Source organism: Embleya sp. AB8, from assembly GCF_049739465.1.
Classification (GTDB): domain Bacteria; phylum Actinomycetota; class Actinomycetes; order Streptomycetales; family Streptomycetaceae; genus Embleya.
Genome location: NZ_JBMHHY010000012.1, coordinates 196,057 through 216,598, shown reverse-complemented (window position 1 = coordinate 216,598; position 20,542 = coordinate 196,057). Strand labels below are relative to the sequence as shown.

General features: G+C 71.5%; 21 protein-coding genes and 1 pseudogene. 15 read left to right on the top strand and 7 right to left on the bottom strand.

What is annotated here, in order from left to right; genetic code table 11:
- The first annotated feature begins 216 nt into the window (after positions 1 to 216).
- From ABIA38_RS19575 to ABIA38_RS19565, 3 genes are read left to right on the top strand one after another with little or no spacing between them, the layout of a single operon-like run.
- Complete coding sequence (locus tag ABIA38_RS19575; protein WP_424639975.1) at positions 217 to 732, top strand: FABP family protein; 516 nt, start codon at positions 217 to 219, stop codon at positions 730 to 732.
- A gap of 45 nt (positions 733 to 777) precedes the next feature.
- Positions 778 to 1,203: a Fur family transcriptional regulator gene (locus ABIA38_RS19570; protein ID WP_424639974.1), complete on the top strand. Its 426-nt coding sequence runs from the start codon at positions 778 to 780 to the stop codon at positions 1,201 to 1,203.
- A 32-nt stretch (positions 1,204 to 1,235) separates the two neighbouring features.
- Complete coding sequence (locus ABIA38_RS19565) at positions 1,236 to 2,186, top strand: YgfZ/GcvT domain-containing protein (RefSeq protein WP_424639973.1); 951 nt, start codon at positions 1,236 to 1,238, stop codon at positions 2,184 to 2,186.
- Positions 2,187 to 2,307: 121 nt separating this feature from the next.
- Here the strand turns inward: ABIA38_RS19565 and ABIA38_RS19560 are convergent, their stop codons facing one another.
- Together ABIA38_RS19560 and dtd are read right to left on the bottom strand one after the other, a co-directional pair.
- On the bottom strand, positions 2,308 to 2,496 hold the full coding sequence (locus tag ABIA38_RS19560; protein WP_424639972.1) for a hypothetical protein: 189 nt from the start codon (positions 2,494 to 2,496) through the stop codon (positions 2,308 to 2,310).
- Positions 2,497 to 2,582: 86 nt separating this feature from the next.
- Positions 2,583 to 3,008, bottom strand: a complete 426-nt coding sequence (gene dtd, locus ABIA38_RS19555) for a D-aminoacyl-tRNA deacylase (protein ID WP_424639971.1) — start codon at positions 3,006 to 3,008, stop codon at positions 2,583 to 2,585.
- An 82-nt stretch (positions 3,009 to 3,090) separates the two neighbouring features.
- Here dtd and ABIA38_RS19550 point away from each other — a divergent pair, with 82 nt between their 5' ends.
- Together ABIA38_RS19550 and ABIA38_RS19545 are read left to right on the top strand one after the other, a co-directional pair.
- Positions 3,091 to 3,612 (top strand): ABC transporter substrate-binding protein, encoded by a 522-nt coding sequence (locus tag ABIA38_RS19550; protein WP_424639970.1) that lies wholly within the window; start codon positions 3,091 to 3,093, stop codon positions 3,610 to 3,612.
- Between the two features lie 260 nt (positions 3,613 to 3,872).
- Positions 3,873 to 4,193: a DUF2516 family protein gene (locus ABIA38_RS19545; protein ID WP_424640064.1), complete on the top strand. Its 321-nt coding sequence runs from the start codon at positions 3,873 to 3,875 to the stop codon at positions 4,191 to 4,193.
- Here ABIA38_RS19545 and ABIA38_RS19540 read toward each other — a convergent pair.
- Both ABIA38_RS19540 and ABIA38_RS19535 read right to left on the bottom strand, forming a co-directional pair.
- Positions 4,178 to 5,722, bottom strand: a complete 1,545-nt coding sequence (locus ABIA38_RS19540) for a sensor histidine kinase (protein WP_424639969.1) — start codon at positions 5,720 to 5,722, stop codon at positions 4,178 to 4,180. The two genes, ABIA38_RS19545 and ABIA38_RS19540, sit on opposite strands and share 16 nt — an antisense overlap.
- The gene (locus tag ABIA38_RS19535) at positions 5,719 to 6,972 is read right to left on the bottom strand and encodes a PP2C family protein-serine/threonine phosphatase (protein WP_424640063.1); all 1,254 of its coding nucleotides are present in this window, start codon (positions 6,970 to 6,972) and stop codon (positions 5,719 to 5,721) included. Before ABIA38_RS19535 ends, ABIA38_RS19540 begins: the two co-directional genes overlap by 4 nt.
- A gap of 222 nt (positions 6,973 to 7,194) precedes the next feature.
- On the opposite strand from ABIA38_RS19535, the pseudogene ABIA38_RS19530 reads away from it, so the two are divergent.
- Positions 7,195 to 7,692: pseudogene (locus ABIA38_RS19530) on the top strand (O-acetyl-ADP-ribose deacetylase); the annotation flags it as partial.
- A gap of 569 nt (positions 7,693 to 8,261) precedes the next feature.
- Here the strand turns inward: ABIA38_RS19530 and ABIA38_RS19525 are convergent.
- Positions 8,262 to 9,617: an NlpC/P60 family protein gene (locus tag ABIA38_RS19525; protein WP_424639968.1), complete on the bottom strand. Its 1,356-nt coding sequence runs from the start codon at positions 9,615 to 9,617 to the stop codon at positions 8,262 to 8,264.
- Positions 9,618 to 9,907: 290 nt separating this feature from the next.
- Positions 9,908 to 10,804 carry a class I SAM-dependent methyltransferase gene (locus tag ABIA38_RS19520; RefSeq protein WP_424639967.1) on the bottom strand — a complete coding sequence of 299 codons (897 nt, stop codon included), beginning with the start codon at positions 10,802 to 10,804 and terminating at the stop codon, positions 9,908 to 9,910.
- Between the two features lie 240 nt (positions 10,805 to 11,044).
- On the opposite strand from ABIA38_RS19520, the gene mshA reads away from it, so the two are divergent.
- The 5 genes from mshA to ABIA38_RS19495 all read left to right on the top strand — a co-directional run bounded on the left by mshA (position 11,045) and on the right by ABIA38_RS19495 (position 15,915).
- Complete coding sequence (mshA, locus tag ABIA38_RS19515; protein ID WP_424639966.1) at positions 11,045 to 12,364, top strand: D-inositol-3-phosphate glycosyltransferase; 1,320 nt, start codon at positions 11,045 to 11,047, stop codon at positions 12,362 to 12,364.
- Positions 12,365 to 12,383: 19 nt separating this feature from the next.
- Entirely contained in the window at positions 12,384 to 12,905 is a 522-nt protein-coding gene (locus ABIA38_RS19510; RefSeq protein WP_424639965.1) for a YbjN domain-containing protein, read from the top strand.
- Positions 12,906 to 12,936: 31 nt separating this feature from the next.
- Positions 12,937 to 13,695, top strand: a complete 759-nt coding sequence (locus ABIA38_RS19505; protein WP_424639964.1) for a phosphoglyceromutase — start codon at positions 12,937 to 12,939, stop codon at positions 13,693 to 13,695.
- A gap of 352 nt (positions 13,696 to 14,047) precedes the next feature.
- On the top strand, positions 14,048 to 15,238 hold the full coding sequence (locus ABIA38_RS19500) for a sensor histidine kinase (protein WP_424639963.1): 1,191 nt from the start codon (positions 14,048 to 14,050) through the stop codon (positions 15,236 to 15,238).
- The gene (locus ABIA38_RS19495) at positions 15,235 to 15,915 is read left to right on the top strand and encodes a response regulator transcription factor (RefSeq protein WP_078975976.1); all 681 of its coding nucleotides are present in this window, start codon (positions 15,235 to 15,237) and stop codon (positions 15,913 to 15,915) included. The genes ABIA38_RS19500 and ABIA38_RS19495 overlap by 4 nt, the downstream gene beginning before the upstream one ends.
- Before the next feature lie 132 nt (positions 15,916 to 16,047).
- Here ABIA38_RS19495 and ABIA38_RS19490 read toward each other — a convergent pair whose 3' ends face one another.
- Positions 16,048 to 16,737: a hypothetical protein gene (locus ABIA38_RS19490; RefSeq protein ID WP_424639962.1), complete on the bottom strand. Its 690-nt coding sequence runs from the start codon at positions 16,735 to 16,737 to the stop codon at positions 16,048 to 16,050.
- A gap of 430 nt (positions 16,738 to 17,167) precedes the next feature.
- On the opposite strand from ABIA38_RS19490, the gene ABIA38_RS19485 reads away from it, so the two are divergent.
- The 4 genes from ABIA38_RS19485 (at position 17,168) to cysS (ending at position 20,478) form a co-directional block, all read left to right on the top strand.
- Complete coding sequence (locus tag ABIA38_RS19485; protein WP_020552233.1) at positions 17,168 to 17,650, top strand: CarD family transcriptional regulator; 483 nt, start codon at positions 17,168 to 17,170, stop codon at positions 17,648 to 17,650.
- Positions 17,651 to 17,743: 93 nt separating this feature from the next.
- Positions 17,744 to 18,499 carry a 2-C-methyl-D-erythritol 4-phosphate cytidylyltransferase gene (gene ispD, locus ABIA38_RS19480; RefSeq protein ID WP_424639961.1) on the top strand — a complete coding sequence of 252 codons (756 nt, stop codon included), beginning with the start codon at positions 17,744 to 17,746 and terminating at the stop codon, positions 18,497 to 18,499.
- Positions 18,489 to 18,992 (top strand): 2-C-methyl-D-erythritol 2,4-cyclodiphosphate synthase, encoded by a 504-nt coding sequence (gene ispF, locus ABIA38_RS19475; protein ID WP_424639960.1) that lies wholly within the window; start codon positions 18,489 to 18,491, stop codon positions 18,990 to 18,992. The genes ispD and ispF overlap by 11 nt, the downstream gene beginning before the upstream one ends.
- A gap of 76 nt (positions 18,993 to 19,068) precedes the next feature.
- Entirely contained in the window at positions 19,069 to 20,478 is a 1,410-nt protein-coding gene (cysS, locus tag ABIA38_RS19470; RefSeq protein WP_424639959.1) for a cysteine--tRNA ligase, read from the top strand.
- Positions 20,479 to 20,542 lie beyond the last annotated feature (64 nt).

Here is a 20,542-nt window from a genome sequence, read left to right as displayed (position 1 = left end):
CGTTTGGCACCCGGCCGGGTGGATCCGGTCGACCCGCACGAAGCACGAGGAGCACCCGGGCGATGCACATCTTCTTCATTGCGCTGCTGGCCGTGGTCGGCGTCCTCGTCGCGTGGTTCGCCGCGCTGACCGTGTCCAAGCTGTACAAGGGCCAGAACTGAGCCGCGGCCCGGTAGGCTGACCCGCCGTACCCGACCCCGGAAGCGGCGCCCCACCATGATCGAAATCCCGGACGACCTGCACTTCGACGCCGTCCCGCTCGCGTTCCTGCTCGGCACCTGGGAAGGCGCCGGTGTCGGCGACTACCCGACCATCGAGGCGTTCCGCTTCGGCCAGCAGGTCACCTTCGGCTATCTCCCGAACAAGCCGTTCCTGACCTACACCTCGCGCACCTGGCTGCTCGACGACGCCGGCGAGCGAGTGCGCCCGCTGGCGACGGAGACCGGCTTCTGGCGCTCGAAGCTGGACGGTTCGGTGGACGTGACCCTCGCGCACCCCACCGGCATCGTGGAGATCTGGCTGGGCAAGGTGGACGGCCCGCGCCTGGAGATGCGCACCGACGTGGTCGCGCGCACCGAGGACGCGAAGGAATACACCGCCGGCCATCGGCTCTACGGCCTGGTCAAGGGCGAGCTGATGTACGCGTACGACATGGCCGCCATGGGGCACCCGCTCCAGGCACACGTCTCCGCCCAGCTCAAGCGGGTCGACGCGGACCTCGCGGCCGAGTAGCGCGCGATGGCCCGGGAGCCGGCCGGCCCTCGTAAACTTCCCCGGGTGAGCACTGACTGGAAGCACGAACTTCGGGAGAAGGGCTACCGGCTCACGCCGCAGCGCCAACTCGTCCTCGAAGCGGTGAACACCCTGGGCCACGCGACGCCGGACGAGATCCTGGCGGAGGTGCACAAGACCGCCGGCGGGATCAACATCTCGACCGTCTACCGCACCCTCGAACTGCTCGAACAACTCGACCTGGTCACCCACACCCACCTCGGGCACGGTCCGCCGACCTACCATCCGGCCGACGTGCACGGCCACCTGCACCTGGTGTGCCGGGACTGCCGGCGGGTGATCGAGGTGGAGACCGAGGTGGCCGCGGCGCTCGGCGAGCGGCTGCGCGCCGAGCACGGATTCGACCTCGACCTCGCGCACTTCGCGATCTTCGGCCGCTGTGCCGAGTGCACCGCGGCCCGGGTTCCCTGAGCTTCGCGGGCGCGGTCTCGTACTGTGGGGGCATGTCCACGAGCCCCCTGCTGTCCCTGCCCCGAGCGGTCGCCGCGGAAGCCCCCGACGCCGGCGTCGCCGCGCACTACGGCGACCCGCTGCGCGAACAACGCCGGTTGGAGGCGGGCGAGGGTTTCGTCGACCTGTCGCACCGCGACGTGATCAAGGTGAGCGGCCCGGACCGGCTGAGCTGGTTGCACTCGCTGACCACGCAACATCTGACCGGATTGCAGCCGCACCAGGCGATCCTGACGCTGGTGCTGAGCCCGCACGGGCACATCGAGCACGCGCTCTACGGGGTCGACGACGGCGAGGCGTTCTGGGCCCACCTGGAGCCCGGCGAGGCACCGGCGCTGGTCGAGTTCCTGGACCGGATGCGATTCATGCTGCGGGTCGAGGTGGCGGACGTGTCCGCCGACTACGCGATCGTGCACGAGGCGGGCCCGGCGGGCGAGCCGCCCTCGGACGTCCTGGTCCGCGACACGGAATACGGGCGCGAGTTGTTCCTGCCGCGCGAGCGGCTCGCCGAATACGGGCGCGGCCACGAGCACCCGGCCGGGATGTGGGCCTACGAGGCGCTGCGGATCGCCGCGCACCGGCCGCGGCTCGGCCTGGAGACCGACCACCGCACGATCGTGCACGAGCTGGGCCTGATCGACACCGCGGTACACCTGGACAAGGGCTGCTACCGAGGGCAGGAAACGGTTGCGCGCGTGCACAACCTGGGCCGCCCGCCGCGCCGGCTGGTGTTCCTGCACCTGGACGGCACCCCGGAGAAGTTGCCCGCGCACGGCGACCCGGTCGAACTGGCGGGCCGCCAGGTCGGATTCGTCACCAGCGCGGTGCGCCACCACGAACTCGGCCCGATCGCGCTGGCGTTGATCAAGCGCAACACCGCGGTGGACGCCGAACTCCTGGCCGGCGGCGTGCCGGCGACCCAGGAGATCGTGGTCCCCGCGTAGCGTCCCGGCTTGGACCGGGTCCGGTCCGGCGCTGCCGGGCGGCGTCGATCCGCCGGTTCCGCCGGTCCGGTGCCAGTGCCGTGCCGGGCGCCTGACGGGGTGAACGTTGCCGGGCGCGGCGCTAGCGGATCTCGCGGCGGCGGATGCGGTGGATGCGCCGCCGTTGCGAGCGGTCCAGGGTGAAATAGGCGACGACCGGCAGGCCGATCGCGACCGCCACGATGGTCCAGGCGATCCACGACGGCAGCACGATCAGCGCGATGACGGCGACGACGATCCCGGCCGCGATGTACGGCCCGCGATGCGACATGTCCTGATCCCTTCGGTCGGGGGACTCGTCGCCATTGTCCTTCCCCGGCGGGCCACGGAACATGGGGACAACCCCCGGGATCGCGCTCACATGTCGACGACGAGGGTCATCGGGCCGTCGTTGACGAGTGCGACCTTCATGTCCGCGCCGAACACGCCGGTGGCCACCTCCGCGCCGAGCGCGCGCAGCGCCGCCACCACCTCGGCGACCAGGGGTTCGGCGATCGGGCCCGGCGCGGCCTCGTTCCAGGTCGGCCGCCGACCCTTGCGGGCGTCGCCGTACAGCGTGAACTGCGAGATCACCAGGAGCGGTGCGGCCAGGTCCGAGCAGGACTTCTCGCCGTCGAGCACGCGCAGGCTCCACAGCTTGGCGGCGAGTCGGCGGGCGATCTCGGGGGTGTCGGTGTGGGTGACGCCGACCAGGACGCACAGTCCCGGGCCCACGATCGAGCCGACCACCTCCCCTTCGACGGTCACGGATGCTTCGGTCACAACCTGGAGGACGGCACGCATGGGCCCATTGTGCACACCCGTCCGGACCGATTCCGCGCCATGTGGCACGCGGGGGTCTGCCCGACATGACACGATGCGTCTCATGGTGGATCTTCCCGACGGAGTGGCCCCGGAGGCCATCCGCGCACTCACGCTGAGTCGGGTTCGCGAACTCATGCGTGACGCCCAGCGCGAGGAGAACGATCTGTCCTATCTGCGGAGACTGCTCCAGGGGCGGATCGACATCCTGCGCGCCGAACTGGCCCGGCGCTCCGGGCCGGACGGCGCCGAGCCGAAGTCGCCGGTGGTGGGCCGGCTGCCGGAGATCCTGTCCGAGTCCAGACCGCCCGCACGCGGCGCCCGGCACGTCAACGTGCAACCGCCGCGCACCGATCGTTACCGGAGCTGGATCGAGCAACTGCTCGCCGACGTGGGCCTGTCCGACCTGGCCGCGCACACCGACGCCGAGCTGGGCGAGGCACTGGCCAAGCTCGCCGCCCACGAGCAGGAGGTGTCCTCCCGTCGGCACCGCCTCCAGCGCACCGCCGACGACTGCGCCACCGAGATCACCCGCCGCTACCGCGAGGGCGAGGCCAAGGTCGAGGACCTGCTGTCGGGTCGGTGAGTGGCGGCCGGCCCCTGCACACGACGGCAAGCAGGGTGCTTGCGACAGCGAGCACGGTGTGTGCGTGCCGCCGACCTGGCCGACCCGAGGCCGACCCCCGGCCCGGACGCCTGACCCCGCCGCGGCACGATCGCCCCCGAGTGCGGTCGCGGGAACACCCGAGGTCGCACTCGGCGTGCCAGACTGGAATCCCCCGTACGACATGGCGGCACGTGGCGGCCGTCAGAGGAGGATCGATGGAACTGGCCATGGCCGATGGTCTGCTGACGGCCAAGTTCGACCAACTGCTCACCTGGCTCTTCCTCGGCATCCTGCTGCTCAAGGTGTTCTGCCTGTTCGACGCCGCCTTCCGGCGCGAGGACGCCTACCGCGCCGCGGACAAGAAGAAGAAGTCCTTCTGGCTGATCCTGCTCGGCGTCGCGGTGGTGCTCGACGTACTGCCCACCGGGCTCGGGCTGATGTTCATGCTCGCGGGCCTGGTCGCGGCGATCGTCTATCTGGTCGATGTGCGCCCCGCGCTCAAGGAGGTCGGCGGCCGTCGCGGCGGCGGTCGCAACATGGGGCCCTACGGCCCCTGGTGAACCGGCTCGCCGGGCAGCGTCCAGCGGATCGTGGTGCCGCCGCCGGTGGTCTCGGTGTCCAGCCAGATCCGGCCGCCGTGATACTCGACGATCTTCTTGCACATCGCCAGCCCGATGCCGGTGCCGCCGTAGGCGTCCTTGGGATGCAGCCGCTGGAAGATCACGAAGATCCGGTCGGCGTACTGCGGCTCGATCCCGATGCCGTTGTCGGCGCAGGAGAACTCCCACTGCTCGCCGTCCCAGCGCGCGCCCACGTGCACGCGCGGGGCCTGCTCCCCGTGGAACTTGATCGCGTTGCCGACCAGGTTCTGCACCAGTTGCCCGAGCAGCAGCGCGTCGCCCGGCACGGTCGGCAGCGGATCGGCGGTGATCCGCGCGCCGCTCTCCTCCCGGGCCGCGGCCAGCGCGTGCAGCGCGTGCGCCAGGCTCTCCCGCAGGTCCACGTCGCCCCGCTCGCTGTCCACCCGGCCCACCCGGGAGAACGTGAGCAGGTCGTTGATCAGCGTCTGCATACGCTTGGCGCCGTCCACCGCGAAGGCGATGTACTGGTCGGCCCGCTCGTCGAGTTGCCCCCCGTACCGCTTCTCCAACAGCTGGCAGAAGCTGGCCACCTTGCGCAGCGGCTCCTGCAGGTCGTGCGAGGCCACGTAGGCGAACTGCTCCAACTCGGCATTGGACCGGCGCAGATCCTCGGCCTGTTCGTCGATCAGCGCGCGGGCCGCCTCGGTGCCGTGCAGTTCCTCCAGGATCCGGTCCCGCATCGAGTTCACGTCGTGCGCGAGCGCGATGATCTCGGCCGGCCCGCGACCGGTGAGCGCCCGGTCGTACTCGCCCTCGGTGACCTGCCGGACCTGCTCGCCCAGGTGTTCCAGCGGCCGGGTCACCATCCGGCGGAACAACACCGCGATCGCGATCAGCATCCCGGCGAACAGCGCGGCCACCGCGATCAGCGTCGCGGTCAACATGGTCGCGTCGCTCGCCAGTTCGTGCCGCGCCGAGGCCCGCGCCGCGCCGAGGTCGGCCTGCTGGGTCGCGGTCGCCGCGCGCACCGCGTCGAACAACGCCCGACCCTGGTCGGGCAGCGTGCGGGCGGCGGTGCGATCGGCCAGGGCCGGTTCCGCGTAGGCCGTGCGCCAGGCCCGCGCGCGGGCGCCGACCTCGGCCAGGTCGGCGCGCAGCCGGTCGCCCTCGGCCGAGTCCGGCAGCAGCGCGGTCAGCCGGGCGTAGATGCGATCCTCCTCGACCCGCCCCCGCGCGAAAGGTTCGCGAAAGCTCGGATCGCCGCTGATGATCCAGCCTCGGACCCCGGTCTCCTGGTCGATCAGCGCGTTCTCCAGGCGCAACGCGGCGTTGGCGGCCGGTTCCAGCCGGTCCAGCACGGTGGCCCGGGAATCGTTCAGCCGGGAGATGGCCAGCGCGCCGACCACGGCGGAGATCACGATCACCAGCGCGAGCAGGCCGAGACCGAGGCCGACCACCTGGCGCATCCGGGGCTTGCCGCCGCCGCGCCGCGCCGCGCGCGCGATCACGCCCCGCCGCCCGCGCCGGTGGTCGGACCGGGCAGCACGGGCCGCTCGCCCGACGCCCCGTGCCACGGGCGATCCGGGTCGTGCCGAAGCAGCAGTACCGCCACATCGTCGGTGAGGCTGCCCCCGTGCAGGTCCTCGACCGCGGCGACGGCGGCGTCGATCAGGTCGTGGCCGGTGCGCCCGGCCGCCCGGAGCCGGCCGATCAGCGGCAACAGCCCGTCGGTGCCCAGCCGTTCGGGGCCGGGGCCGATCCGCCCCTCGATCAGCCCGTCGGTGTAGAGCAGCAGCGACCAGTCCGGGCCCAGTTCGATCGACTCGTAGCCCCACCGGCCGCCCGGGAACAGGCCGAGGGCCGGCCCGGTGGCCCCCTCGGACAGCGGCGCGACGCCCTCGGGGGTGAGCAGCAGCGGCGCCGGATGACCCGCCAGGTAGACCCGGCCGCGGCGCCGATCGGGCTCGATCACGGTCATGCACAACGTGGCGAACATCTCGTCCGAGCGCCGCTCGTGCTCGAAGATCCGCTCCAGGGTGGTGAGCAGTTCGCCGCCGGTGAGCCCGGCGAAGATCAGCGAGCGCCAGGCGATCCGCAGATTGACCCCGAGCGCCGCCTCGTCCGGGCCGTGCCCGCACACGTCGCCGATCATCACGTGCACGCGCCCGTCGGCGGTCTGCACCGCGTCGTACAGGTCCCCGCCGAGCAGCGCGCGCCGCCGGCCCGGCCGGTAGCGGGCGCGAAAGTCCAACGAGGGGTCGCGCAGGATCGGCTCGGGCAGCAGCCCGCGCTCCAGCCGCGCGTTCTCCTGCGCGCGCAGCTCCGACTCGACCAGCCTGCGTTGCGACTCGTCGGCCCGCTTGCGCTCCAGCGCGTAGCGGATCGCCCGGGACAACAACGAGCCGTCGATCTCCTGTTTGACCAGGTAGTCCTGGGCGCCGGCGGCGACCGCGGCCGAGCCGCGATGCGCGTCGGCCAGGCCGGTCAGCACGATCACCGCGGTCCGCGGCGCGAACCGCAGCAGTCGGTGCAGGCCGCCCAGCCCCTCGGCGTCGGGCAGTCCCAGGTCCAGCAGGACGCAGCCGATGTCGCCACCGAGCTCGACCATCGCCTCGCCCATCGACCGGGCCCAGACGATCTCCATCGGCTCCGCCGCGTCGGCCAGCAACTCCTCGACCAGGAAGGCGTCCCCGGCGTCGTCCTCGATCAGCAGCACGCGCAGCGCACGTGTGATCGGATCCGCTGCGGCGGCGGGCATCGGTACCGCGCGGTGACCGGTCCGTTCGACCGCTCCGCCGTCACCGCCGTACGCGGGGCGCACGCCACCACCTCCGGGATCGATGTCGCCGCGCGAATCGTTTTGTCGCCCGGCAATCGAAAAGGGACGATAGCGCGGGCCGGTGTGCGCGGATAACCGTACGGCCCGCGGTGCGGCGGAAACGAGTGTCGCGGCCCGGCTCGGGCCGGCACGCTGGGCCGCATGACCCGGATCACAGTGGTACGCGGCGACCTGACCGAACAGCACGTGGACACGATCGTCAACGCCGCCAACTCGTCCCTGCTCGGCGGCGGCGGGGTGGACGGCGCGATCCACCGCCGGGGCGGCCCGGAGATCCTGGCCGAGTGCCGGGCGCTGCGCGCGGCCGGGCTCGGTCGCGGCCTGAAGACCGGCGCGGCGGTGGCCACCACGGCCGGGCGTCTGCCCGCGCGCTGGGTCGTGCACACCGTGGGCCCGGTGTACAGCCCCACCGAGGACCGGTCCGCGCTGCTCGCGTCCTGCCACCGCGAGTCGCTGCGGGTGGCCGACGAACTCGGCGCAGCCACCCTGGCGTTCCCGGCGATCTCGGCGGGCAGGTACGGCTGGCCGATCGAGGACGCGGCGCGGATCGCGGTCGAGACGGTGCGCACGACGCCGACGGCGCTGACCGAGGTGCGCTTCGTGCTGTTCGAGGCCCACGCCCACGTCGCGTTCGAGGCGGCAGCTATGTGGGCGGCTTCGCCGCCGGCTCGCGAGATACCGCTTTTTTGCTCCCCCGCTTCGCTCCTCCGCAAAAAGGCGGCACCTCGCTCGTGACGGTGTGTCCCTCCGCTTCGCTCCGGGCCACACCGTCAAACTCTGCGGCTCCGCCGCTCTCCGCGCTTCGCGCGTCGATCACTTGGGGTGGCCCATTTCGGGGGCGCTGACGCGCCATACCGCAGCGTTCGTCGGCGAGTTGGGGGAAGCCCCCCTCGGGGCCCCGGTACGCGGACGAAGGGACCGGACCCGCCGGCCCGGCCCGTTCGATGTGCTCGGCGTGCCCGGCGCCCGACTCGGTGGAAGTCGGTGTGCCGGTGCTCGGTGGGACGGAGCCTCGGGGCCGCGCATGTGCGCGGGTGGACCGGCGCGCCGAATCACCGGCCCGCTCCCGGCGGTGCGCGGTGTGCCCGTGTCGCTCGATCGGGTGCTCGACGTACGGGGTTCGTACCGCTGTGGGTGCCTTCGGGGCCGCGCATACAGCCGGGCGAGCCGGACCCGAAGGCCCGACCCGCCCGTGTCGTGCGACCTGCTCAGTGTCCGCTCGGCGTGCCCGAACCGCCCGACGGCGTACCCGACTTGGACGTGCTCGGCGTGCCCGTGCCGGTGCTCGGCGGCGGTGTCGAGGGCGGGTTCGTGGTCGGCGGCGGGGTGCTCGCCGGTGGTGTCACCGGTGGTGTCACCGGTGGGGTGACCGGCGGCGTCACCGGCGGAGTGACCGGGGGCTGAGTGACCGGCGGGGGCGGCGGCGGAGTGGTCGGCGGCTGAGCCGGGGTGTTCGGGATCGCCGGGGCGGTCACCGTGCCCGCGCCCGCGTCCGGCCGGACCACGCCCAGGATCGGCATCGAACCGGCGTTGGCGATGCCGATGTTGCGACCCGGTCGGGGTGCGTTGACCATCTTGCCGTTGCCCAGGTACATGCCCACGTGGCTGGCGTCGGAGAAGTAGATGATCAGGTCGCCCGGGCGCATCTCGGCGATCGGTACGCGCGGCAGCGAGGCCCACTGCTCCTGCGAGGTGCGCAGGATCGGGACACCCGCGAACGCCCACGCCTTCGAGGTCAGGCCGGAGCAGTCGTAGCCCTCCGGACCGACCCCGCCCCAGATGTAGGGCTTGCCGATCTTGTCGATCGCGAACGCGATGGCGAGCGCCGCCTTGGGCGTGGTCTGTTGGTCGGGCTTGCCGATCAGCGCGTTCAGCTGGGCCTGACCGGCCTCCGCGGACAGCGCCTCCATCCGGGCCAGCTCGGCGAGCTGCTCGGGGGTCAGCGCGGCCAATATCTTCTCGGCCTCGGCGATCCGCGCCTGGATGTCGGTCCGGCTCGCCGCCGCCTGCTGCTCGAGGCGCTTGCTCTCGGCGAGTTGGGTGTCCGCGCTCTTTTGCATCGCGGTCAGTTGCAGTTCGGCCTGCTTGGCCCGGGTGATGGTGTCCAACTGCGTCTGCGAGATGTGCTCGTAGGCCGGCGCGTCCCGCAGGAAACCCTCCGGGTTCGAGGACAACATCAGGGTCAGCAGCGGATCCATGCCCCGGGTCGTGTACTGCAACCGGGCCAACCGGCCCAGGTCTTCGCGGGCCTTGTCCACGTTCTGCCGGGCCCACACCACGCCCGCGTTCACGTCGTTGGACTTGGTCTGGGTACGGCCGAGCTGCTCGGTGGTGGCGTTGTACCGCTCGGTGGCCTGCTCGGCCTGGCGGTACAGCTCCTGCACCCGGGCCTGCGCGGCCAGCAGGTCCTGCACGGACTTGATCGCGGTGTTCGCCGGCGGTACCGGCGGCGCACCGGGGTCGGCCCACGCGTTGCCGCCGAACAGGGCCGCGCACAACAGCGCCGCGCCGCAGGTGGTCACCGCCCGGGTTCGCAGGCCGTTTCGGCCCCCGAGTTTCACCATGCTCCGCCCCTTCGAAAAATCGGCTGCGCTCCTGCGACGTTTCGGACGATGCCGGCGGTGCGACGTCCCGTCGAACCGGAACCGACCCATCCGGGACGGCAGTTCCCGAGGACCGGTTCAGCGTCGGATCCTTGCATGTTCCGGCTGCGATGGGCAGGGGACTCTTCGTGATCGTCCACTTATCGGAACGGACGAATCACACCAATCGCGGACGACACGCCGAGCCGCGCCACCGTCAAGTGAACGTCATGTGTTCAAGATTTCATGCGCCGTTCCGGACCGGACACGAGTCACCGGAATGTATCCGCGCGGCCGGCTGATATCTCGGTCGCGATGTCCCGGGCGCGCGGCGCCACCGCCGACCACGCCACGGTCAGCTCGCCGGGCCGCCGCCGGCCCGGTCCGGCGCACACCGGCCAGTCCCGGGCGAGGGTGTCCGTCGCGGCCAGCCAGCGCTGCCGGGCGCCGAACGCGGCCAGCGGCGCGTGCAGATCCCAGGCCCGGTCGAACGCGGTCAGGAACGTGTGCACCGGCTCGCCCGGCACATTGCGATGGATCAGCGCCTTGGGCAGCCGCTCGGCCAGTTCGGACGGGCGCTCGAAGCCGGCCAGTCGGGTGGCGAAGGTGACCGTGCGCGGGCGCGCGTCCGCCCCGATGGCCAACCACACCGCCCGCCGGCCCAACTCGTCGCAGGTGCCCTCGACGAGCAGCCCGTCCGGCGCGAGCCGCGCGCACATCCGCGCCCAGGCCGCCGGCACCGCCGCCTCGTCGTACTGCCGGAGCACGTTGAACGCCCGGATCACCATCGCGGCGCGCCCGGCCGGCAACGGCACCTCGAAGCCGCCCCGGGCGAAGGTCAGCCCGTCCTCGGCGAAGGGCAACGCCGCGGCCACCCGCTCCGGATCGATCTCGAACCCGACCACCGCGGCCTCCGCCCGCACCGTGCGCAACCGGCGCAGCAGCTCCAGCGTGGTCACCGGAGAGGCGCCGTAGCCGACGTCGACCACCAGCGGATCGGCGGCGCCGCGCAGGAGGCGTCCATGCGCACCGGTCAGCCAGCGGTCCACCCGGCGCAGCCGATTCGCGTTGGTGGTGCCGCGCGTGATCACCCCGGCGGGTCGTGCCCCGGCTGCGGGTTTCGGCCCTGTTCCCGGGGTGCCGAAAGCCGATCCGCCGCGCGTACCCATGCTCGCAGCGTAAGGGAACACCTCCATGCGCCCCCGCGAGCGGTCCGGATCACACCCCACCGGGGAATCCCCGCCGAGCACGATGGGTTAGGTCCTGAGTTGGCCCGCGAACGACGGCCGGGCGGACCACGATCGATAGTGGCTCGGTACAACTGATAGCTGTAGTAGCTCGGTACAGGTACAACACGACACAGGTACGCCAGAACCACATGGCACGGGGCCGGCCAGGGAGGTCAACGAGTGAGCCACCACGTCCAGCGCGCGATCACTTTGGGAGCGCGCCGGGGGGCACCTCGTCGAATCGCGACGCTGAGCGTTCACACCTCCCCACTGCATCAACCCGGCACCGGCGACGCCGGCGGGATGAACGTCTACATCGTCGAACTGAGCAAGCGGCTGGCCGCGCTCGGCATCGAGGTGGAGATATTCACCAGGGCCACCGGCAGCGATCTGCCGCCGGTCGTCGAGATGGCCCCCGGGGTGCTGGTGCGGCACGTCACCGCCGGGCCGTACGAGGGCCTGTCCAAGGAGGACCTGCCGGCCCAGCTGTGCGCGTTCACCTCCGGTGTGCTGCGCACCGAGGCGATGCGCGACCCCGGGCACTACGACCTGGTGCACTCGCACTACTGGCTCTCCGGCCAGGTCGGCTGGTTGGCCAAGGAGCGCTGGGGGGTGCCGCTGGTGCACACCATGCACACCATGGCCAAGGTCAAGAACGCCTCGCTCGCCGGCGGCGACGCGCCCGAGCCGCGGGCCCGGGTGATCGGCGAGTCCCAGGTGGTCGAGGCGGCCGACCGGCTGGTGGCCAACACGGTCGAGGAGGCGGAACAGCTGATCGACCTCTACGACGCGGCCCCCGAGCAGGTCGCGGTGGTCAACCCCGGCGTGGATCTGGACACCTTCTGTCCGGGCGACATGGCCGACGCGCGCCGCCGACTGGACGTGCCGGTGGATGCCACGGTGATCCTGTTCGCCGGTCGGATCCAGCCGCTCAAGGCCCCCGACGTGCTGCTCTACGCGATCGCCCACCTGCTCCAGGCCGAGCCCGCGCTGCGCGACTCGCTGGTGGTCGCGGTGGTCGGCGGGCCCAGCGGCAACGGCATGGCCGCGCCCGAGCACCTGCACAAACTGGCCGCGACGCTCGGCATCCACGACGTGGTCCGCTTCCAGCGTCCCGTCCGCCAGGACGTGTTGGCCGACTGGTACCGCGCGGCCACCGTCGCCGTGGTGCCCTCCTACAACGAGTCCTTCGGCCTGGTCGCCATCGAGGCCCAGGCCTGCGGGACGCCCGTGGTCGCGGCGGCGGTCGGCGGCCTGCCCACCGCGGTACGCGACGGCGTCTCCGGGACGCTGGTCCGGGGCCACAACCCGGTGGACTACGGCCTGGCCCTGCGCGACCTGATCCGGGCGCCCCGACTGCGCGACGACTACTCCGCCGGCGCCGTCCGACACGCCGCGGGCTTCGGCTGGTCCTCGGCGGCGGCCTCGATGGCCGAGGTCTACGCCGACACGCTGGCCCGCAGCGCGGCCCCACGCGGCCGGGTGGTGGGCGGGCAGTAGCGTCGAGACCTCGCAACGAATGGGGTGCCACGTGAGAGCCGAACAGGAGCGGGCCGCGCAGACCGTGCGCGCCGCGCTGACCGACGCCGGCGTCGAGTGGGAGCAGTCCGCGCCGGACACCTTCGTCGCGGTCCTGCCCGGCACGCACAAGCTCAAGACGACGGTCGCGCTCACCGTCAATGCGCACACCCTCGCGGTGCGTGCGTTCGTGATCCGGCACGCGGACGAGAATCACGCCGCCTTCTACCGCTGGCTCCTGGAACGCAATGTGCGGATGTACGGCGTCGCGTTCGCCGTCGACCGGCTCGGCGACGTCTACCTCACCGGCCGACTGCCGATCGCCGCGGTCACCGCCGACGAGGTGGACCGCATCCTGGGCGTGGTCCTGCAGGCCGCCGACGACAGCTTCGACACCCTCCTGGAAATCGGCTTCGCCACGTCGATCCGCCGCGAATGGGACTGGCGCGTCGAACGCGGCGAATCCCTGCGCAACCTGGCCGCCTTCGAACGCTTCGCGGCACCGGAGAACCGCGAGCGATAGCCCTCCCGCACGGTGGATTACGCTCCTTGCCATGGCTGATGCTCCGTACAAACTGGTACTTCTGCGCCACGGCGAAAGCGAATGGAACGCCAAGAATCTTTTCACCGGCTGGGTCGACGTCGACCTGACCGAGAAGGGTGAGAAGGAGGCCGCGCGCGGCGGGCAACTGCTGCTCGACGCGGGGGTGCGGCCGGACGTGCTGCACACCTCTCTGCAGCGCCGCGCGATCCGCACCGCGCAGCTCGCGCTGGACGTGGCCGACCTGAACTGGCTGCCGGTCCGCCGGTCCTGGCGGCTCAACGAGCGGCACTACGGCGCGCTCCAGGGCAAGGACAAGAAGCAGACCCTGGCGGAGTTCGGCGAGGAGCAGTTCATGCTCTGGCGCCGCTCCTACGACACCCCGCCGCCGCCGCTCGCCGACGACGACGAGTACTCGCAGTTCGCCGACCCTCGCTACGCCTCGCTGCCGGTGGAGATCCGCCCGCGCACCGAGTGCCTCAAGGACGTCGTCGAGCGCATGCTCCCGTACTGGTACGACGCGATCGTGCCGGACCTGCTCGGCGGCGACACCGTCCTGGTGGCCGCGCACGGCAACTCGCTGCGCGCCCTGGTCAAGCACCTGGACGCGATCTCGGACGCGGACATCGCGGGCCTGAACATCCCCACCGGCATCCCGCTGCTCTACGAGCTGGACGCGAACCTGCGCCCGGTCACCCCGGGCGGGCGCTACCTCGACCCGGAGGCCGCGGCCGCAGCGATCGAGGCGGTCAAGAACCAGGGCCGCAAATAATCACGAACATCGGGTGAACGTCGATCGGCTCCGCGCGGAGCGCCCACCTGTCACGGAAGGGGCGGGGCGCTCCGCACGCGCCGGGCTTCGTGGGCCCGAACGCCGGTTCAGCGACCGCAGCTGCCTCCGCAATTGCACGCGGATCCGGACTTACACCCGCAGCCGCAACTGGACGGGCAGTTGCAGCCGGGCGCGGGGGCCCGTGGCTGGGTCGGGGGCTGCGTATCGGACATGACGACCTCCGAACGATCACCGGTGACAGGCTGGCGTACGGATGAACGACACATGAAGATCTGCACGACGGACCCTCTGGACGGTTTCACCCGTTCGGAGCAGCTCTACCCTGGAACATGTGGACGTGAACGTTGCTGCTGCCGCTTTGGCCGCTGTATCCGGATTGGCCGTGGGTGTGGCCGGCACCCTGGCCTTCCGCTGGAGTGAGCGAGCCCAGGGCAGAGGCACCGTCGTCGCGCCCGCGGCGGCTCCGTCGTTGCCGCCCGGAGTGGCCACCGTGCTCTCGGTGCTGCGCTCCTCGGCGGTGGTCCTGGACGAGTTCGACACGGTCGTCAAGGCGAGCTCCGCGGCCTACAAGTTCGGCCTGGTCCGGGGGGACCAGCTCGTGCCCGACGATCTCCTGGCGATGGCCAAGGAGACCAGGCGCGACGGCGAGATAAGGCAACGCGACCTGTTGCTGGCCCGCGCCGACGGCGAGGCGCACGAGTTCGAGGTGTCCGCCCGGGTCGCGCCGCTGGGCTCGCGCCTGGTGCTGCTCCTGGTCGAGGACCGCACCGAGGCCCGTCGGGTGGACGCGGTGCGCCGCGACTTCGTGGCCAACGTGAGCCACGAGCTCAAGACCCCGGTCGGCGCGTTGTCCCTGCTCGCCGAGGCGGTGATGGACGCGAGCGACGACCCCGAGGCGATCATCCGCTTCGCGGGCCGGATGCAGATCGAGTCGGCCCGGCTGACCAACCTGGTCCAGGAGCTGATCGACCTGTCCCGGGTGCAGAACGACCACCCGCTGCACCACGTGGGCCCGGTGCCGCTCGACGATCTGGTGGCCGAGGCCGCCGACCGCTGCCGACAGGCGGCGGAATCCAAGCAGATCACCCTCGCGATCGGCGGGGATCGCGAATTGGTCGTACCGGGAGACCACAATCAACTGGTGATGGCCCTGGGCAATCTGGTCGAGAACGCCGTCAACTACAGTCCGGCACGGACCAGGGTCGACATCGAGGTCAGAGCAGAGGCACGAATGGCCGTCATCACCGTTTCCGACCAGGGGCTGGGCATTCCCCAGCGCGACCTGGATCGCATTTTCGAGCGGTTCTACCGCGTCGATCCGGCCCGCTCGCGGGCCACCGGCGGTACCGGCTTGGGCCTGTCCATCGTCAAGCACATCGCGGCGGGCCACGGGGGAGAGGTAACCGTGCGCAGCCTCGAGGGTGTGGGATCCACCTTCACCCTGGTGCTGCCCTTCAAGTCCAGTACCTCTCAATCGATGTCGATGACATCGTCGACCCCATCCATGGAGGCTTCACGATGACCCGTGTGCTCGTCGTCGAAGATGAAGAGTCCTTCAGCGACGCGCTGTCGTACATGCTTCGCAAGGAAGGCTTCGAGGTGGCCGTCGCCGCCACCGGTCCCGAAGCGCTGGAGCTGTTCGACCAGGGCGGCGCCGATCTGGTGCTGCTGGACCTGATGTTGCCCGGCCTGCCCGGCACGGAGGTGTTCCGCGGGCTCCGGGCCAAGTCCAACGTGCCGGTGATCATGGTGACCGCCAAGGACAGCGAGGTGGACAAGGTGGTCGGCCTGGAGATCGGCGCCGACGACTACGTCACCAAGCCCTACTCCACGCGCGAGCTGATCGCCCGGATCCGGGCCGTGCTGCGCCGCCAGGGCGGGGTGGAGACGGACGAGCCCCGGGCCATCGAGGCCGGTCCGGTCCGGCTCGACGTCGAGGCGCACCGGGTCACCGTGGAGGGTCGGCGGATCGACCTCCCGCTCAAGGAGTTCGACCTGCTCGAGGTGCTGCTGCGCAACGCCGGCCGGGTGCTGACCCGGATGCAGCTGATCGACCGGGTCTGGGGCGTCGGCTACGTCGGCGACACCAAGACGCTCGACGTCCACGTGAAGCGGCTGCGCGCCAAGATCGAGCCGGACCCGGGTGCGCCGCGCTACCTGGTCACGGTGCGCGGTCTCGGGTACAAGTTCGAGCCCTGATCGGGCCCGGGGCCGGCCCGGCCCCGATCCGGCCCCACTACGACGACGGCGCCCGCGCCGCCCTCCGGTTCCCCGGGGAGCGGCGCGGGCGCCGTCGTCGGTGTCGTACAGCGCCTGCGCGCCGTCCTGCGGTCAGCCGCCGGCCGGGGCCGAAGCGCTGCCGCGCGAGGCGCCGGGAGCGCCGGTACCCGGGGCGCCGGTACCGCCCACCGGGGGCGCCGACGCGGTACCCGCGGTGTTCGCGGGCGGCGCGCTCCCCGGCGCCGCGGTGGTGGCCGGCGGCGGGGGCGGCGGGGTGAACGCCGGGGTCGGCTTGAGCTGCTCGTAGTAGCTCGACGGCGAGTGCACCGAGACGTCCAGCGAGGTCTCGCCGGCCGTGCCGAACGCGAAGGTCACCTTGTGGAACGAGCCGGGCTCCACCTTGGCCGCGTCCGGGAAGACCAGCGGGCCGAGGTAGACGCGCCCCTGCGGGCTGTCCGCGGCCATGCCCTTGGGTCGGTCGATCAGGTAGACGGCGCCGCCCGCCGGGACGGTCAGCGGGCCGCCCAGGGACTGTCCGGCGCCGTCCACCGTGACCTTGGTGATGGTCTCGGGTGCGCCGCCGTCGTTGAACACCGCGCCGCCGAGCGCGACCAGGTGCTTGCCCGGGTCGCTCGTCACCAGCTGGACGTTCTGGATCTTGAGCGCGCCGAACGTCGTACTGGCCACGTCGGGCTTGATCTTGGTGGTCTCGGCTTCCTTGCCACTGGCGCAGCCCGCGGCCAGAGGAAGGACGACGGCGACGGTGGCGGCGAGGGCGCCGCGTCGAAGGCTGCGGCTCACGGCGGCGGCATCTCCTTGAAGAACTCGGATAGAGGACCGGTCACGATGACCGGGGACAGCGTACTCAGGCCGGCCGGCCGACTTGTACGCGGCTCACCGCGCCGACCGGCGGCTTCGGCCCGGCGGTGGGCGGGAGATGTCCCCCATGTCATGCCGAATGTGGCGGCGAAGTCGAGGCGAAGTCGCAGCGCGGCGAGGCGGACACCGGTGGGACCCGTGTGACATATGGGTCGCGCGAGGGCGGGCGGCACGCCACCAGGAGGTGTTATTTGTCCTATTTGTTCGAGTCCTACGGGTGTGGGCTTCCCTGTCCCAGCACGGCCACAGGTCCCTTGTCAAGCCCCGACTAAGGCCCTGACCTGCGGAAACGTCATTCAGTAGGGGCGTGTCCCGTGTTACCCTAGAAAGCCACGGAAGGGGTACCTGTCACATGACGTTCAAGGTTGGCGACACCGTGGTCTACCCCCATCACGGGGCCGCGCTGATCGAGGCGATCGAGCAGCGCACGATCAAGGGTGTGGACAAGACCTATCTGGTGTTGAAGGTCGCCCAGGGTGATTTGACCGTCCGCGTGCCTGCGGACAACGCGGAGTTCGTCGGTGTCCGGGACGTGGTGGGCCAGGAAGGGCTCGACCGCGTCTTCGAGGTACTGCGCGCTCCGCACACCGAAGAACCGACGAACTGGTCACGACGTTACAAGGCGAACCTGGAAAAGCTCGCCTCCGGTGACGTTATCAAGGTCGCGGAGGTCGTGCGCGATCTATGGCGCCGCGAGCGTGACCGCGGCCTGTCGGCAGGCGAGAAGCGCATGCTGGCAAAGGCTCGGCAGATCTTGGTGAGTGAGTTGGCGCTCGCCGAGAACACGAACGAGGACAAGGCCGAGGCCATCCTCGACGAGGTTCTGGCTTCCTGAGCCGTAGGATCCGCCCGTCGGTGACGGACGGATCCATCGGTGCGGTGTCGGCGCGGCAGCGCGTCGGCGCCAAGGTGGTTTGAGGGGACTTCGTTGAACGCTGCGGTCCTTGTGCCCGCCGCAGGGCGTGGTGAACGGCTCGGTCCCGGTGCGCCCAAGGCGTTGCGTGAGCTTGGGGACATCCCGATGCTGGTGCACGCCGTCCGGTCGTTGTTGGCCGCCCGCGGGGTAACCGCGGTAGTGGTCGCCGCACCGCCGGACGGTGTCGCCGGTGTCCGGGACCTTTTGGCTGCGCACCTGTCGCCGCGATCACCCGTTCAGGTGGTCGCCGGCGGTGCGACACGCCAGGAATCGGTGCGACTCGCGTTGGCCGCGGTGTCGGCCGAGTACGACATCGTGCTCGTCCACGATGCCGCGCGTCCGTTCGTGCCGGCCGAGGTGGTGGAGGCGGTGATCGCCGCCGTCGCCGAGGGGGCCGACGCGGTGGTGCCCGCGTTGCCCGTGGTGGACACGGTCAAGGAGGTCGCCGCGGTCGACGGCGCGGAGACCGTGGTGCGCACGGTCGATCGATCGTTGTTGCGCGCCGTACAGACTCCCCAGGGTTTTCGCCGGGCGGTACTGGCCCGCGCGCATGCCGAGGCCGGCGGCTTCGGCACCGAGGGCGCGACCGACGACGCGGGCATGGTCGAGCGCACCGGCGGCACGGTCGTGGTGGTGCCCGGCTCGGAAGAGGCGTTCAAGGTGACCCGACCGTTCGACCTGCTGCTCGCCCGCGCGCTGTTGGAGCGCCGCGCCGCCGAGGCGGCGATCGCATCGACCGACCGTACGGAGATCGACGTTGTCCGCTGAGCCCAACCCCCGAATCGTGGTGCCCCGCACCGGGATCGGGGTGGACGTGCACGCCTTCGAGCCGGGCCGCGAATTGTGGGTGGCCGGCCTGCACTGGCCCGGGGAGACCGGCCTTGCCGGGCATTCGGACGCCGACGTGGTCGCGCACGCCGCGTGCGACGCGCTGTTCTCCGCGGCCGGGATCGGTGATCTGGGCGCGCACTTCGGCACCTCGCGGCCGCAGTGGTCCGGGGCGTCCGGGGTGACCCTGTTGACCGAGGCGGCGCGGCTGGTGCGCGCGGCCGGGTTCGAGATCGGCAACATCGCGGTGCAGGTGATCGGGGTCCGGCCCAAGGTGGGCACCCGTCGGGCCGAGGCCGAGGCCGCGCTGTCCGCCGCGGCCGGTGCGCCGGTGTCGGTGTCCGGGACCACCACCGACGGACTCGGGCTGACCGGACGGGCCGAGGGGGTGGCCGCGATCGCCACGGCGCTGGTGGTGCCGACGCGGTCGTGAGCCGCGCCGAATCGCGGCGGGAGACCGAGGGATATCACGGATCCCCACGCCGCCTCGACGCTCTAAGCTTGCGCGTGTGAGCATGCGCCTGTACGACACCAGCACCCGCACGGTCCGGGACTTCGTGCCGCTCGTCGACGGACAGGTCTCGATCTACTTGTGTGGTGCCACCGTGCAGGCGCCGCCGCACATCGGGCACATCCGATCGGGGCTGAACTTCGACGTGCTGCGCCGGTGGTTCGCCCACCGCGGCAACGACGTGGTGTTCTGCCGCAACGTCACCGACATCGACGACAAGATCATCGCCAAGTCGTGCGCACAGGACGTGCCCTACTGGCGCCTGGCGCAGACCAACGAGCGGGCCTTCGCGGACGCGTACGCGGCGCTCGGCTGCCTGCCCTCGACGGTGGAGCCGCGGGCGACCGGGCACATCCCCGAGATGATCGCGATGATGGACCGGCTGATCGCCACCGGGCACGCCTATCCGTCCGGGGGCGACGTCTACTTCGACGTGTCCTCGTTCCCCGCCTACGGCGCGCTGTCCGGGCAGAAGCCGGACGCGATGCGCGAGGCGGAGGACGCGGGCGCGGGGGCCGCGGGCAAGCGGGACCGGCGCGACTTCGCGCTGTGGAAGTCGGCCAAGCCCGGGGAGCCCTCGTGGGAGACGCCGTGGGGCAACGGGCGGCCGGGCTGGCACCTGGAGTGCTCGGCGATGGCGCACAAGTACCTGGGCCCCGCGTTCGACATCCACGGCGGCGGGCTCGACCTGGTGTTCCCGCACCACGAGAACGAGATCGCCCAATCCAAGGCGGCGGGCGATCAGTTCGCCAACTACTGGATGCACAATGCCTGGGTCACCCTCAGCGGTGAGAAGATGAGCAAGTCGCTGGGCAATTCGGTGCTCGTCGCCGAGATGCTCAAGCGCTGGTCGCCGCTGGTTCTGCGCTACTACCTGGCCACCCCGCACTACCGGTCGATGATCGAGTACAGCGAGGAGGCCCTGCGCGAGGCCGAGGTCTCGTTCGGGCGGATCGAGGGTTTCCTGGAGCGGGCCGGCGAGCAGACCGGGGCGATCGAGCCGGCGGCCGAGGTGCCGGCGGTGTTCGCCGCGGCGATGGACGACGACCTGGGCGTGCCGCAGGCGATGGCGGTCGTGCACAACACCGTGCGCGACGGCAACACCGCCCTCGCGGCGGGCGACAAGGACGCGGTGGTGCGACACGCCGCGGACATCCGGGCGATGCTGGGCGTGCTCGGCATCGACCCGCTGTCGGAGCAGTGGACGGCGGGCACCGCCACGGGTCGCTCGGACGAACTGCGCGGGGTGGTCGACCACCTGGTCAAGCTCGCCCTGCACCAGCGCGAGGCGGCCCGGGCCCGCAAGGACTACGCGGCGGCCGACGCCGTTCGGGACAGCCTGACGGCCGCGGGCATCGTGGTGGAGGACACTCCGCACGGTCCGCGCTGGACGTTGCACCGGGACTGACCGGGCAAGGGCCCACCGGGGTCCGAAGAGAACGTGCCGTACGGCCGGATCGCCACGAGGTGGC